The 13,839-nt window shown below is 70.3% G+C and carries 12 protein-coding genes; 5 read left to right on the top strand and 7 right to left on the bottom strand.

From position 1 onward, the window contains the following. Positions 1-91: 91 nt before the first annotated feature. Positions 92-625, bottom strand: a complete 534-nt coding sequence (locus AB0B96_RS14995) for a DUF4245 domain-containing protein (RefSeq protein ID WP_362898951.1) — start codon at positions 623-625, stop codon at positions 92-94. Positions 626-663: 38 nt separating this feature from the next. Next, the gene (locus AB0B96_RS14990) at positions 664-1,269 is read right to left on the bottom strand and encodes a TetR/AcrR family transcriptional regulator (RefSeq protein ID WP_362898949.1); all 606 of its coding nucleotides are present in this window, start codon (positions 1,267-1,269) and stop codon (positions 664-666) included. An 81-nt stretch (positions 1,270-1,350) separates the two neighbouring features. Between AB0B96_RS14990 and glpX the strand changes: the two genes are divergently transcribed. Further along, the gene (gene glpX / locus AB0B96_RS14985; RefSeq protein WP_350947970.1) at positions 1,351-2,385 is read left to right on the top strand and encodes a class II fructose-bisphosphatase; all 1,035 of its coding nucleotides are present in this window, start codon (positions 1,351-1,353) and stop codon (positions 2,383-2,385) included. A gap of 207 nt (positions 2,386-2,592) precedes the next feature. On the opposite strand, the gene AB0B96_RS14980 is transcribed toward glpX, so the two are convergent. After that, entirely contained in the window at positions 2,593-3,195 is a 603-nt protein-coding gene (locus tag AB0B96_RS14980) for a DUF1707 domain-containing protein (RefSeq protein ID WP_362898947.1), read from the bottom strand. Between the two features lie 184 nt (positions 3,196-3,379). Here AB0B96_RS14980 and AB0B96_RS14975 point away from each other — a divergent pair, with 184 nt between their 5' ends. After that, the gene (locus AB0B96_RS14975) at positions 3,380-4,585 is read left to right on the top strand and encodes an MFS transporter (RefSeq protein WP_362898945.1); all 1,206 of its coding nucleotides are present in this window, start codon (positions 3,380-3,382) and stop codon (positions 4,583-4,585) included. A 91-nt stretch (positions 4,586-4,676) separates the two neighbouring features. Here the strand turns inward: AB0B96_RS14975 and AB0B96_RS14970 are convergent, their stop codons facing one another. Both AB0B96_RS14970 and AB0B96_RS14965 read right to left on the bottom strand, forming a co-directional pair. Beyond that, a complete protein-coding gene (locus AB0B96_RS14970; RefSeq protein ID WP_362898943.1) occupies positions 4,677-5,588 on the bottom strand; it encodes a TIM barrel protein in 912 nt (303 codons plus the stop codon). 519 nt (positions 5,589-6,107) lie between these two features. Beyond that, positions 6,108-7,616, bottom strand: a complete 1,509-nt coding sequence (locus tag AB0B96_RS14965; RefSeq protein WP_362898941.1) for a PLP-dependent aminotransferase family protein — start codon at positions 7,614-7,616, stop codon at positions 6,108-6,110. Positions 7,617-7,683: 67 nt separating this feature from the next. Here AB0B96_RS14965 and AB0B96_RS14960 point away from each other — a divergent pair, with 67 nt between their 5' ends. Beyond that, complete coding sequence (locus AB0B96_RS14960; protein ID WP_362898939.1) at positions 7,684-8,634, top strand: DMT family transporter; 951 nt, start codon at positions 7,684-7,686, stop codon at positions 8,632-8,634. Here AB0B96_RS14960 and AB0B96_RS14955 read toward each other — a convergent pair. Then, complete coding sequence (locus AB0B96_RS14955; protein WP_362898937.1) at positions 8,540-8,887, bottom strand: hypothetical protein; 348 nt, start codon at positions 8,885-8,887, stop codon at positions 8,540-8,542. The two genes, AB0B96_RS14960 and AB0B96_RS14955, sit on opposite strands and share 95 nt — an antisense overlap. Before the next feature lie 230 nt (positions 8,888-9,117). Here AB0B96_RS14955 and AB0B96_RS14950 point away from each other — a divergent pair, with 230 nt between their 5' ends. Then, a complete protein-coding gene (locus AB0B96_RS14950) occupies positions 9,118-10,770 on the top strand; it encodes a fumarate hydratase (protein ID WP_362898935.1) in 1,653 nt (550 codons plus the stop codon). 27 nt (positions 10,771-10,797) lie between these two features. Here the strand turns inward: AB0B96_RS14950 and AB0B96_RS14945 are convergent, their stop codons facing one another. Next, positions 10,798-12,231 carry an ATP-binding protein gene (locus AB0B96_RS14945; RefSeq protein WP_362898933.1) on the bottom strand — a complete coding sequence of 478 codons (1,434 nt, stop codon included), beginning with the start codon at positions 12,229-12,231 and terminating at the stop codon, positions 10,798-10,800. 315 nt (positions 12,232-12,546) lie between these two features. Here AB0B96_RS14945 and AB0B96_RS14940 point away from each other — a divergent pair, with 315 nt between their 5' ends. Beyond that, a complete protein-coding gene (locus tag AB0B96_RS14940; RefSeq protein ID WP_362898931.1) occupies positions 12,547-13,812 on the top strand; it encodes a serine/threonine-protein kinase in 1,266 nt (421 codons plus the stop codon). Positions 13,813-13,839: the final 27 nt, after the last annotated feature.

Here is a 13,839-nt window from a genome sequence, read left to right as displayed (position 1 = left end):
GGAATCACACAGGTCATGTGCGTGACGATGATCACGCACATGATCGACCAAGGGCCGGTGCCGGTCACCTGACGATCACGTGACCGGCTCTCTAGGAGGTGTTCTTCGGCAGTTGTTTGAGGGACCCGGCCAGGGTGGACAGCTCGTCCCACGGGGCGGTGCCGGTGACGACGATCGTGACGTCCGGCAGGAACCGTACGAGGGAGCGCTGGTTCTTGTCCTCACGGACGCGCTGCTCCCAGGTGACGCCGTTGATCTGGACGGTGCCGGTGACCGTGGAGGTGTTGGAGAGCCGGTTGGCGAACTCGGCCTCGGGTTTCTCGTTGCTCTGGGCGAGCATCGCGTGGAAGCGCTTCGCGGTGGCGAAACCGAGCCTCCAGGTCGTGACACCGTTCGCGCTCGTGTTCTTGGAGCTGTTCGGGATCCATCCGGCGGCGACGGGTTCGGGGGCCCACACCAGGAAGGGCGCCGTACGGCGCAGGTCGGCGAGGGCGATCGAGTAGTCGACCCTGGGAATGTGCTCGGTCCTGCTTTGCGGCGTGACCAGCAGGAACAGGCCGACGGCGGCCAGGCAGACCGCCATCGCGAACACGTAGCCGTAGAAGCCCTGGGTGAACTTTCGCACGACTGTCGACACTATCCGTTCGGGTGAGCGGTCGGCTCTCAGGGGCGGTGGATCTGGGCGATGATGGTCAGCACGTCCTCGACGAGTGCCCGGGAGGCGTCCTCGTCGTCGGAGAGGGCGACCTCGGAGACGGCGGCGGCGAGCGCGCCGGTGAGGACGACGACCAGTGCCCCCTCGTCGCCCTCGAACAGGGCGGCGTTGCGCTTGGCCCACTGCCGGAGCCGGTCGCGCATGATCACCTCGAACCCGGGCGGCCCGTCGCCGCGCAGGAAGAGCGCGGAGACCTCCCGCTCGGCCAGGCAGCCCTCCAGGTAGGCGCGGGCCCCGGCGATGAACAGGCGCATCGGGTCGCTCTCGCCGTCGGCCCTGGCGTCCTGGACCGCCTGCTTGGTCCGCTGGGTCTGACGGGTCTGGAACTCCTCGAAGAGCGTGAGATAGAGATCGGCTTTGCCGGAGAAATGATGGTAAAGACTTCCGACACTCGCTCCCGCGCGGGCGACCACGTCGGTGACCCCGGTCTCGGCGAAACCGCTTGTGACGAAGATCTCCCTCGCGGCGGACAGGAGCGCGACGCGCGTGGCGGCACCCCGCTCGGATGTCCGCCCGCCCGCGCCTTTCACCAGCCGTTCCGTGTCGCTGCTCATGGTGGGCACATTATCCTCCGCCGACCGGTCAGAGGGGGGCCAACTACGATCGTTGCATTGACACGAGAGGGGTTTCCCACCATGTCCGATGAGACGTCCGTTCCCGACGCCCTCGCCACGGGAGAACACGCACCCGATCGCAACCTCGCTCTGGAACTGGTCCGGGTCACGGAGGCGGCCGCGATGGCCGGTGCCCGCTGGGTCGGACGAGGTGACAAGAACGGCGCCGACGGCGCCGCGGTGAACGCGATGCGCCAGCTGATCAATACGGTGTCCATGAGCGGTGTGGTGGTGATCGGCGAAGGTGAGAAGGACAACGCGCCGATGCTCTACAACGGCGAGCAGGTGGGTGACGGCAGTGGCGCGGCGTGCGACGTGGCCGTGGACCCGATCGACGGCACCCGGCTCACCGCGCTCGGCATGCCCAACGGCATCTCGGTGATCGCGGTCAGCGAGCGCGGCTCGATGTACGACCCCTCGGCCGTCTTCTACATGGACAAGCTGGTCACCGGCCCCGAGGCCGCCTCGTCGGTCGACATCAACGCGCCGGTGGCGGACAACATCGCCGCGGTGGCCCGCGCCAAGGGCGGTGTGCCCTCGGACGTGACCGTGGTCGTCCTGGACCGGCCCCGCCACGAAAAGATCATCCAGGAGATCCGGGAGGCCGGGGCCAGGATCAGGCTCATCACCGACGGCGACGTGGCCGGTGCGATCATGGCGGCCAGGGTCGGCACGGGCGTCGACCTGATGCTCGGCATCGGCGGCACCCCGGAGGGCATCATCGCCGCGTGCGCGCTCAAGTGCCTCGGCGGTGTCATCCAGGGCAGGCTCTGGCCGCAGGACGACGCCGAGCGCCGCCGGGCGCTGGACGCGGGCCTCGACCTCGACGCCACGCTGAGCACCGACGACCTGGTCAGGTCCGACGACGTGTTCTTCGCGGCCACCGGGATCACCGACGGCGAGCTGATGCAGGGCGTCCGTTACCGCGCGGGGAGGGCCATCACCAGTTCCCTGGTGATGCGCGGTCGTTCGGGGACGATACGGAAGATCGAGAGCGAGCACCAGCTCTGGAAGCTGCGGGCCTACAGCGCGATCAACTTCGACAGCGCCAGCTGAGAGCCGGGACGCCGGAGCCGGGATTCCCCTTCGGCCGAGGAGCGCCCTCAGCGGGGCGCCCTCCGGCCGAGGGCTCCCGGTGAAGGGAACTCGGCGAAGGGTTTCCGGTGAGGAGTGCGCGGCGGAAGAGTGATCGCGGCCGGGAAAAACCCGAAAGGATCAGGAAAGACCAGGAAAACGGCGTCCGCCGCCGACCTGGGAACGGTGTCAGCGGCGGAACCAGGAGCGGCGGGGACGCTTGGGAGACTTCGCCACGATGCTCCCCAGCGTGACGACGCCGGTGATCTCGATGACCGGCCCGTCGGGCGAGGCGGGGACCTGGTTCTTCTTGCCCCCCATGTACGACGAGGCGGGCATCTCGATCCGCACGCCCTCGGGGACGATCAGGGTGAGGGTGCCGCCCATCACGGTGACGTGCAGGGTCACGTGGCTGGACTGCAGCAGCGCGTCACACAGGTCGAGCTTGACGTTCGCGCAGATGGCGGTGGCCGTGAACCGGGTCGGCACCACCCATCGGCCGGAACGCTCCTCGGAGCCGAAGAACGCCGCCACCGGGCGGACGTCGGTGCGCAGCGGCTGCGCCTCGGGCGGGAGCAGGTCGGCGGTGAGCGCGGAGAGCTCTCCCAGCGTGCGGGCGCGATAGAGGGCCTCGGTGCGCTCGTCGTACTCCGCGTGGTCGAGACGCCCGTCGGCGAGCGCGTCGGCCAGTACGGCGGCCACTCTCTCGCGGTCGACGTCTCCGGCTCTCAGGTCGGCGGGGTGCGGCTGGGGACCGGTATGGCGGACGGCGGGGGGACGGGGACTCTCCACCCCTCGACCATAATCCCTGCGCGGGCTCCGGCAGCGGCGCGAGTGCGCCGACATGCCCCGTGAGCCGGAACGTCCGGCGCGACGGGCCGGCGAAAACCGGTAGATCATCAACCATTGACCACCGGGTACCTCGCCCATACCCTGACGGAAACTTGAATCCCCCTCATGTTTCCCGGAGGTCGTCATGCCGACCCCACGTGACAGGCAGGCGCGCGTCGCGACCTGGGCGGCGTTCTTCGTCCAGGGTCTCTGTTTCGCCACCCTGCTCACCCATGTGATCGACCTCCAGCACAGGTTCGGGCTCAGCGACGGCGACCTCACCCTGGTCCTGCTGCTCGTACCGGTGATCGCCGGGATCGGCAGCGCGGTCGCGGGTCTCCTGGCGAGCCGGTACGGCAGCGGCCCGGTCCTGCGGATCGCCCAGGTCGGCGTGTGCGCCACCGTGGTGCTGATGGGCTGGAACGGGCAGCTCGCCGGGCTGTACGTCCTCAGCGCCGCGTTCGGCCTGTTCGTCGGCGCGGTGGACGCGGCGATGAACATGCAGGCGGTCGCGGTCGAGCGCCGGTACGGCATGAGCGTGCTGACCGGTTTCCACGCGGTGTGGAGCATCGGCTCGATGCTGGGCGCCGGGTTCAACTCCGCCTTCAGCGCGCTCGGCGTCGAGCTGGGCTGGTCCTTCTCCGTCCCGGTGCTGATCGGCGCGGTGATCTCGATCGTCATGCTCCCCCGGCTCTACGGGCACCCGGAGGAGAGGTCCGGTGAGCGGGCCGGGCACGTGACGGCCCGGGTGCCGTGGCGGCCGATCATCCCGCTCTGCCTGGCGATGGCGTTCCTGTACGTCGGCGACGCGGCGGTGTCCAACTACAGCACGGTCTACATGGAGAAGGCGCTGGCGGCGAGCGGCTGGCTGGTGCCGTTCGCCTACCTCGTCTACCAGGCGACCATGCTGCTGGCGCGGGTCCCCGGCGACCTCGCCGTACGCAGGTACGGGCCGGCGCCGGTGGTCCGCGTGGGCGCGGTGATCGCGGCCGTCGGCACGCTCGGAGTCGTCGTCGCGCCCGGCGTCGCGGTGGCCGTCGTGTCGTTCGGCCTGATCGGCGTCGGGCTGTCCGTCATCGCCCCGCAGTCGTTCTCGGCCGCGGGACGGCTGGGCGCCGGCGCGGAGACCGCGATCGCGCGGGTCAACATGTTCAACTACGTCGGCTTCCTCGTCGGTGCCGCCGTGGTGGGGACGCTCAACGACCTGGTGAGCGTCCGGGTGGCGTTCGTACCGGCGGCCGTCCTGGTGGCCCTGATCGTGTTCCTCGCCAGGGGTTTCCAGCCCGACCTGGAACCCTCGGACGAAGGCAGCCCCGGGAGAGGCCCGCAGGAGCCCGCCGAACGACCGTGACCCCGGTCCCGGTGATCGGCCGGCCCGGCCGGGCGGCTCGCCGTCGCCTCCTGCCGCGCGAGGCTCGCCCGGACCTCGTCGTCCCTCGTCGTCAGCCCGGTCGGCCGCTCTCGTCTCCGGTGAGCTTCCTCAGGTACGCCAGGCTCTCGCGGACGTTCTCCATGGGCTCGCCGGAACCAGCGGGCTCCCTGGGAGCATCGGAACCACCGTTGGCAGGCTCCAGCACGATGTTCTGCTCCAGGACGTACCAGCCGTCGTACCCGGCCGCCGTCAGGCCGCCGACGACGGCGGGGAGGTTCACGTCGCCTCCGCCCAGCGGGCGGTAGAGGCCGTTTCTCACGGCCCGGGTGTGGGTCAGCTCGCCCGCCCTGACCCGCTCGGCCATCGCGGCGTCCACGTCCTTGAGGTGGACGTGCGCGATCCGTTCCGCGGCGTGGGAGACCAGCTCGGCGGGGTCGGTGCCACCCGCGAGGAGATGGCCGGTGTCCAGGCACAGCGGCATCGAGCTGTCGTCGAGCACCCGCTGGACCTCCTCGCGGTTCTCCACCACGCTTCCGATGTGCGGGTGCAGGGTGACGGTCCTGCCGAACTCCTTGGCGTTCTTGAGGATCCGGCGCAGGTTGCCCGTGAGGGTCTTCCAGGCGACGGCGTCCAGCTCCGGCCTGGCGTCGTGGCTCTCGCCACCGGTGGAGGCGGCGAGCACGACCACGTCCACCTCGCCGTCCATGAAGGCGCGCATCGCGGCCCGGACGATCGGGAGCGGGTCGTGGTCGGCCTCGTGCAGGACGACGGGGACGAACCCGCCCACCGCGCGCAGCCCGTACTCCGCGAGCAGGGAGCGGCAGTGTGTCGGCGAGGGCGGCAGGAACCCGGCGGGGCCGAGTTCGGTGGCCGTCAGGCCGAGCTCTCTCATCTCGGCGAGCACCTGAGAACGATCCGGCTGCCGCCCCCAGCCCGGGCCCTCGCAGGCCCCCCAGGAGATGGGCGCGCCGGCCGTTCGCACCGGGGCTCCTTCGACGGCGGAGCCGGACTCTCTCATAGGATCGCCTCTTCTCACATAATCACCTCCGTGTCGCGCACCGGACGCCCCTCGCGCCGGGAGGGTTCCGCGGCCTCGGCGAGGCAGGGCGCCACGAGGGTGTCCTCAGCGGTGCGGTGACTCTCCGCTTCCCCCCGGACCACGCTGGGAAACGCGTTAATTCTGCGGATTCCCGATGATCCAACACGCATTGTGCCTTTCGGAGAGGAAAGCGGTTGACCCCCAGTTCTAGGTGAGGACCGGGAAGCCGTCAAGAATTTGTCAGGACATCAGGACTATCCATCGGGCGGTAGGCGACGTCCACCGGACGGCGTATCCGCAGGTGGGAGGCGTCGTCGTGGGGCTGCTCAGCGGCGCGCGGCACGCACCGGGAGGCGGATCGCGAGACGGCCGGGCCGATTTCCACGAGGGCCCGGATCGCGGCCGCCGACCTCGGTGGCACCGGCGGCCGGGTTCCCGCGAGGGCACGGATCACGGGGCGACTCAGCGGCGCAGGGCGTCCGCGAGGGCACCGACCATCGCGTCGGCGCGGTGCACGGGCAGACGGGCGAAGCCCATCACCAGTGCGGGCGGACCCGGGGCGTATCGCATCGGCCCCACCGGCTCGGCCGCCAGCCCGTACTCCTGGGCCGTCTCCGCCACCGCCACCTCGTCCCAGTCACGCGGCAGCTCGGCGAGCAGGTGGAGCCCTGCGGAGACACCCCACACGGTGATCTCGGGAAGGTGCTCGCCGAGGGCGAGCGTGAAGGCGTCGCGGCGAGCGCGGTACTCCCGGCGCATCCTTCTCAGGTGCCGGTCGTAGTCGCCGGTCGTGATGAAGTCGGCCAGGACGTACTGCTCCAGGACGGGTGATCCCAGGTCCAGCTCGCCGCGGGCCAGCCGCAACGACCCGGCGATCTCGGGCGGGGCCGCCACCCAGCCCAGGCGGAGGCCGGGAGCGAGGGACTTGCTGACGCTCCCGATCAGGATCACCCGGTCGGCCGCCAGCCCCTGCAGGCAGCCCACCGGGTCGCGGTCGAAGCGGAACTCCGCGTCGTAGTCGTCCTCCAGGATCGCCGCGCCGGTCGCGACGGCCCACTCGATCAGCTCGGCGCGGCGGCGGGGCGAGAGCACGACCCCCGTCGGGTACTGGTGCGCGGGCGTGAGCAGCACCGCCCGCGCTCCGGTCGCGGCCAGCGCCCCGACGTCGACGCCCTCGCCGTCCACGGGGACGGCGACCAGGTCGGCGCCGGCGGCGTGCAGCAGAGGGAGCTGACGCGCCCCCGCCGGATCCTCGACCGCGAGCCGAATCCGGCCGGGGGGCGGCACGGGGTTCGCGGCCCGCCGGACGAACCAGCCGAGATCGTGGGGGGACCCGGCTCGGGGGAGCCTGCCCGCGAGCGCCTGGACGGTGAGGCTCACCCCCTGGGCCACCCCGCCCACGATCACCAGGTTGTCCGGGCTCACGTCGGCCGCCCTCACCCTCCCGAGATAGGCGGCCAGTTCCTCGCGCAGCGCCGGGACACCGCCGAGGTCGCCGTAGTTGAGGGCCTCCGCGGGCAGCGTGGCGAGCGTCCTCCTCATCGAGGCCAGCCACCGCTGTCTGGGGAACGCCCCCAGGTCGGGCGCGGTGGAACGGCGCTCCCGGTACGGCCCGCGACCGCTCTCCTCCCCGCGAACGCTCTCCTGCGCGCGGGGGGTGCGTGCCTTCGCGCGCGGCCGGCCCGGCGGCGTCGGGGAGGGACCGTCGAAGGGCGCGGGACGGCTGGCGGCGGGTGCCACGGTGGTTCCCGCCCCGATCCTGGAGATCAGGAAACCCTCGGCGACGAGCTGCTCGTACGCCTCGACCACCACGCCGCGAGAGAGCCCGAGATCCCGCGCCAGCTCGCGGCTGGCGGGCAGCCTCGCCCCGGCCGCCAGCCGCCCGCGCCGCACCGCCTCGCGGAGTTCGCGGGCGATCTGGGCGGCGACACCGCCCGCCGCCCGGTCGACGACGATGTGCAGGTCCGCCAATTGGTCCTCTGTTTCACCGCTGGATTGGACCCGACAGGGGTGCCATTGGTTTCCTAGCATTCCGCACATGAACGTGGATGTCAGCACCGCCGCCCGGCGGGGATGGCGCGGCCCGGTCGAGGCCGCGACGGCGATGTTCCTGGTGGGCACCCTGGCGGGGGTCTCAGGGGTGATCGGGGAGTACCCCGTCTACGGCGGCCAGGCCCTGCGCTACCTGCTCGCGGCCGTGATCCTGCTCGCCGTCGCCCGGCTCGCGGGGCTGCGGTTCGTCCGCCTCACCCCCCGTGAGACGGCGCTGCTCGCGGCGCTCTCCCTCACCGGTTTGGTGATCTTCAACGTGTGCGTGATCGAGGCCACCCGGCACGGCGGTCCGGCCCTGGTCGGGACCGTCCTCGGCACCGTACCGCTCGCGCTCGCCCTGCTCGGCGGACGCCCCTCGCCCCGGCTCGTCGGGGCGGCGGCGGTGGTCGTCGCCGGGGCGACGGTGGCGACCGGACTCGGCAGCGGCGACCTGACCGGGCTGCTCTGGTCGCTGGGCGCGCTGGGCTGCGAGGTCTGCTTCTCCCTGCTCGCCATCCCGCTGCTGCCGAAGCTGGGAGCGGTGCGCGTCTCGGCGTACTCGGTGACGCTGGCCGTGCCGATGCTGGTGGTCACCGGGCTGCTCGTGGACGGCGCCGCGATGATCCGCGTGCCGACGGCGCCCGAACTCGCGGGTCTGGGCTACCAGTCGCTGATCGTGACGAGCGTGGCGTTCTTCCTCTGGTACGACGCCCTGCCCCGGCTCGGCCCGGCGACCGCGGGACTGTTCGCCGGGCTGATCCCGGTCGGCGCCATCGCCACCGGCGCGGTCCTCGGCCTCGGCGTACCCTCGGCACCCGACCTGCTCGGCGCCGCGCTCGTCGTCGCCGGCATCGTCATCGGCCTCAGCTCAGCGGGCTCACCCGCTGCGGGGGAACGTCGGCCGACCGGGACGAGGCGACCCGCTGCCGGGGAATCTCGACCTGTTGGGGCAGGCTGACCCGCCACACGGTCTCGCCGTCCCGCGGGTGCAGGGTCACCCGCTGCGAGGGCAGGCTCGCCGGCCCGGAGGCGGTGCCGGGCTTCTGCTGAGGGAGGGTGAGCGGAGGTTCCGGCCAGCTCACCGGCCACTGGGGAACGCGTCCGCCGGTCTCCTTGATGCTCGTCAGCGTGATCGCGATCAGTGACACGGTGAGACCGGCCACCACGAAGAGGGCCACGATCGCCAGCATGATGGTGTTTCCGATGTTCATCGTCTGTCTCCCCGCTTCCGCCGGACGCTCGATCCGGCTCTTTCCAGCCTCCTCTTTGATTCGGACAGATAGCTATAAAAGACGCATAAGTCATCAACACTTGCCCTAAATATGTGTCTTTCATCTCATATGTCCGCCTGGCCGCGCACAACCCGACCGCGGAGGCCGAGCGCGAAACACGAGGCCGTACCCTCTAGGGAAAACGGCGCCCGCACGGAGGATCGACGACGATGCCCGAGTTCGACTACACCGACCTGCTTCCCCTGGGACCGGACGAGACCGAATACCGCCTGATCACCGCCGAGGGGGTACGGGTCGTCGAGGCCGCCGGACGCAGGTTCCTCGAGGTCGAGCCCGAGGCGCTGCGGCTGCTCACCGAGAACGCGATCCACGACATCTCCCACTACCTGCGGTCGTCCCACCTCGCCCAGCTCCGCAAGATCATCGAGGACCCCGAGTCGAGCGGGAACGACCGCTTCGTCGCCCTCGACCTGCTGAAGAACGCCTCGATCTCGGCGGGCGGCGTGCTCCCGATGTGCCAGGACACCGGCACCGCGATCGTGATGGGCAAGCGCGGGCGCCACGTGCTCACCGACGGCGCCGACGGCGAGCACATCTCCCGCGGGGTGTACGACGCCTACACCCGCCTGAACCTGCGCTACTCCCAGATGGCCCCCCTCACCATGTGGGAGGAGAAGAACACCGGCTCCAACCTCCCCGCGCAGATCGAGCTCTACGCCGAGGACCCGGGCGGCCACCCCGACGAGTACAAGCTGCTGTTCATGGCCAAGGGCGGCGGCAGCGCCAACAAGTCCTTCATGTACCAGGAGACGAAGGCGGTGCTCAACGAGAAGCGGATGCTCCAGTTCCTGGAGGAGAAGATCCGCTCGCTCGGGACCGCCGCCTGCCCGCCGTACCACCTGGCGATCGTCGTCGGCGGCACGTCCGCCGAGTTCGCCCTGAAGACCGCCAAGTACGCCAGCGCCCGCTACCTTGACTCCATCCCCACCTCCGGCTCCCCCTCGGGTCACGGCTTCCGCGACACCGACCTTGAGGCCAAGGTCTTCGAGCTCACCCAGAAGCTCGGCATCGGCGCCCAGTTCGGCGGCAAGTACTTCTGCCACGACGTCCGCGTCATCCGTCTCCCCCGCCACGGCGCCTCCTGCCCCGTGGCCATCGCGGTCTCCTGCAGCGCCGACCGCCAGGCCCTGGCGAAGATCACCCCCGAGGGGGTCTTCCTGGAGCGGCTGGAGACCGACCCGGCGAGGTTCCTGCCGGAGACCACCGACGACCACCTCTCCGACGACGTCGTCAAGATCGACCTCAACCGCCCGATGGCGGACATCCTCGCCGAGCTGACCAGATACCCCGTCAAGACCCGCCTGTCGCTGACCGGCCCGCTCGTGGTCGCCCGCGACATCGCCCACGCCAAGATCGGCGAGCTCCTGGACGCGGGCGGCGAGATGCCCGAGTACCTCAAGAACCACGCGGTCTACTACGCCGGCCCCGCCAAGACCCCCGAAGGGTACGCCTCGGGCTCCTTCGGTCCCACCACCGCCGGGCGCATGGACTCCTACGTCGAACGCTTCCAGGCGGCGGGGGGCTCCAAGGTCATGCTCGCCAAGGGCAACCGCTCCAAGCAGGTCACCGACGCGTGCAAGGCCCACGGCGGCTTCTACCTCGGCTCCATCGGCGGCCCCGCCGCCCGCCTCGCCCAGGACTGCATCAAGAAGGTGGAGGTCCTCGAATACCCCGAGCTGGGCATGGAGGCCGTCTGGAAGATCGAGGTCGAGGACTTCCCCGCCTTCATCGTCGTTGACGACAAGGGCGAGGACTTCTTCGCCGACACGACCGGCCCCGTCCTCACCATCGGCCGCCGCTGACCACGCCCCCTCGCGAGACGCCGAGGGTCAGGACCCGCCGTACAGGCGCCCGAGGTCGACGAGTTCGACGTCGGAGCGCCGTGCGGCGGTGTGCGCGAGGTCCGCGGTGAAGCCCGACCGGGAGAACATCAGGAGCTTGGGCAGCGCGGCGACCTTCGCGCTGGGAAGCAGCCCTCGCAGGTGTTCGAGACGCTGGAGTTCGGCGAGGGAGACGGGGGTGATCGTCCCCTTGGCCTCCCCGATCGCAACGATCCTGTCGGCGGCGAACGGAACCGTCTCGGTCACCACGATGTCCAGCTCGTGACCCTGCCGGTGCTCCCTGCAGGGGATCCGCGTGGGCCGGACGGCCGCAGCGACACCTCCGAGGGTCTCGGCGGCGGCGTGTTCGAGGCACCACTCCCTGGAAAGATCCTCGAAGTGCGGGCCGTAGATCTTCCCTGACACGGTGTCCGCGTTGGCGGCCCAGACCTGGGCCGCTCGTCGTATGACGAGTTCGGGCTCGTGCCGCTGGATGAGCAGTTGGTGAAGGCGGACGACGGGTTCCGCGACGCGGAACACGGCGCGTTTCTCCCGAAGGGCGTCGTCGACCTGCTCGATCAGGCCGATGTCCCGGAGACCCGACAGCAGGTGCGCCAGGGCACTGCTCGGGCGGCCGAGCACCGAGGCGATCTCCGAACGCCGATGGTTGCCGACGCTGAGAGCACTCAGCACAGCCGAGTACGAGTTCGGATCGGTGATCGAGGGCTCCTCCCTGAGCAGCAGCGCGCCCTCGCGGAACATGGCCGAGGCTGGGTTGAGCAGGCGCCGCTCGACCCACCTGTCGAACTTCGCGAGGTCGGCGGGTCCGGATCCACCGCACATCTCAAGGTAGGCCGGAGTCCCACCGACCAGGGCGTTCAGCCGGAACGCGAGCTCGGGATCGTGGCCTACGTTCCAGAATGCGGCGGCGTCGCGGAATCTGAACGGCCGGACGACCAGTTCCAGCGAGGCGCGACCACGAAGTGGCGCTCCACCACCGAGAAGCTGAGCCATGGTGGTGAGGGCACTGCCGCAGAGGATCATCCGAGCCCGGGTGTGCTCCTTCGCGTGGCCGAGCGGGCTGAGCGCCGCCTGGAGGTATGAGGGCAGGGCGGGAGTCACCGCGGCCAGGTAGGGGAACTCGTCGACGATGACGGGCACGGCCCGCTCCTCGCCGAGCCGCAGCAGCTCGTCCAGCGCGTCGCGCCAGGTCCCGAAGACAACGGGCGCACCCAGCCCGCGAAAGGCCGCGTAGGCGGCGCCGAGATCCGCGAGATTCTGCCGCTCGCTCTGCTGGGTGGCCGCGAACAGGAATCCGCCGGTCTCCCTGGCGAGCAGTTCGAGCATCAGCGTCTTGCCCTGCCTCCGGCGGCCGTACACCAGCCCCAGCGTCGCCCCGGCGACGGGGGACGCGGCGAAGTCCGAGAGCTCCTCCCATTCCATGTCACGACCGAAGAGCCGTTCCGGTTTCGATATCATCCACTCCCCCGAAGATCGCCACAGGAATGATAGTTGCAACTATCATAGTCACAACTATCATTCCGTAAGCCATCATTGCTTCCGACGAGAAGACCTCACCACCTCCGATACCACAACACATCACTCGACTACGGAGAGAAATCGTGAAGCTCAATCAAGCCACCAGGTGTCACTCATTGTTTCCTAACAGTTACAAGCCTGAAAATCTGACTCAAGTTGGCAAGAAGATTCGGGCCTGTCTCTACTGGTCGCATTACGCAAATCGGTAAGCTGCACCACATGCGTGCGCCGCCCGGATACCTTCTCGCAGCGCGCTACCGGCTGTCCGAGCCGGTTGGGCGCGGCGGCATGGGCACTGTTTGGCGTGCACACGACGAGTTGCTCAACCGCGAGGTGGCCGTCAAAGAGGTTCGCCTTCCCGTGATCCTCGACGAGGAGCTCCGCGCCGAACTGTGCGCCAGGACCGAGCGCGAGGGGCGCGCGACCGCGATGGTCGCCCACCCCTCCGTCATCACGGTCTTCGACGTCGTCACCGAGGACGAGCGCCCCTGGATCGTGATGGAGCTGCTCCGCGCCAGGTCGCTGGAGCAACTCCTCCAGGACCACGGCCCGCTGCCGCCCCGCCAGGTGGCGGAGATCGGCAGGCAGGTCCTGGGGGCGCTGCGCGCCGTGCACGCCAAGGGGATCCTCCACCGCGACGTGAAGCCGAGCAACGTCCTGGTGACCGACGACCGGGCCGTGCTCACCGACTTCGGCCTGGCCGCGCTCGAAGGAGACGTGTCGATCACCCAGGCGGGCATCGTGCTGGGCTCGGCCGGATACATCGCCCCCGAGCGCGTGCTGGGCGCCAAGGCCAGCCCGGCCGGCGACCTGTGGTCGCTCGGCGCGACCCTCTACACCGCCGTCGAGGGCCGGGGCCTGCACGGGCGTCGTACGGCCGCCGCCGCGCTCGCCGCGCTGACCAGCGGCGAGCCGATCCCCATGGAGCGGGCCGGACCGCTGACGCCGGTGCTGCGCGGCCTCCTCACGATCGACCCGAACGCCCGGCTCGACGCGGGACGTGCCCTGATGATGCTCGCCAGGGTGGCGGCCGGCGGGCTGGTCGAGGAGTCCTTCTCCAGGCCATCCGCACGACCCGACGTCAGGCCTCCCGCGAACGGGTCCGGCGGCAGGTCGTCCACGGGCGGGTCCGGCGGCAGGTCCTCCTCGGGCGGATTCAACGTCAGGTCGTCCGCGAGCGGGTCCGACGGCGCGTCGGCCCCGCCGTTCAGCCGCCGCTCCCAGCACCGCGGGATGCACCGGGTCGGCTCCGCGCCGCCTCCGGCACCGCGCCCCTCGTCGCCGGGGACGCCCCCACCGCCGTCGGGACCTCCGTCCGGGCCGACACCCCAACTCCGGGCGCACCGGCGCCCCGGTGAGGGGGTCCATCGGAAGCCAGTGGAGATTTCGCCAACCTATCGGCCACTTGTCCGTTTTATGACGCCCTTTATAAGGTTGGTCCTCCCACGTCTTCTCTGGCCGAGGGAACTCCGTAAGCGCGGGTAAAGCGCTTCTCAAGGTGGAATGGCTATC

Origin of the sequence: Streptosporangium sp. NPDC049046 (assembly GCF_040649155.1) — a bacterium.
GTDB lineage: Bacteria > Actinomycetota > Actinomycetes > Streptosporangiales > Streptosporangiaceae > Streptosporangium.
This window is presented reverse-complemented; position numbering and strand designations above follow the sequence as displayed.

Coding starts and splice junctions, on each gene's coding strand:
- AB0B96_RS14990 (WP_362898949.1), bottom strand. CDS start 1,269: ATGAGCAGCGACACGGAACGGCTGGTGAAAGGCGCGGGCGGGCGGACA.
- glpX (WP_350947970.1), top strand. CDS start 1,351: ATGTCCGATGAGACGTCCGTTCCCGACGCCCTCGCCACGGGAGAACAC.
- AB0B96_RS14975 (WP_362898945.1), top strand. CDS start 3,380: ATGCCGACCCCACGTGACAGGCAGGCGCGCGTCGCGACCTGGGCGGCG.
- AB0B96_RS14960 (WP_362898939.1), top strand. CDS start 7,684: ATGAACGTGGATGTCAGCACCGCCGCCCGGCGGGGATGGCGCGGCCCG.
- AB0B96_RS14955 (WP_362898937.1), bottom strand. CDS start 8,887: ATGAACATCGGAAACACCATCATGCTGGCGATCGTGGCCCTCTTCGTG.
- AB0B96_RS14950 (WP_362898935.1), top strand. CDS start 9,118: ATGCCCGAGTTCGACTACACCGACCTGCTTCCCCTGGGACCGGACGAG.
- AB0B96_RS14945 (WP_362898933.1), bottom strand. CDS start 12,231: ATGGAATGGGAGGAGCTCTCGGACTTCGCCGCGTCCCCCGTCGCCGGG.
- AB0B96_RS14940 (WP_362898931.1), top strand. CDS start 12,547: ATGCGTGCGCCGCCCGGATACCTTCTCGCAGCGCGCTACCGGCTGTCC.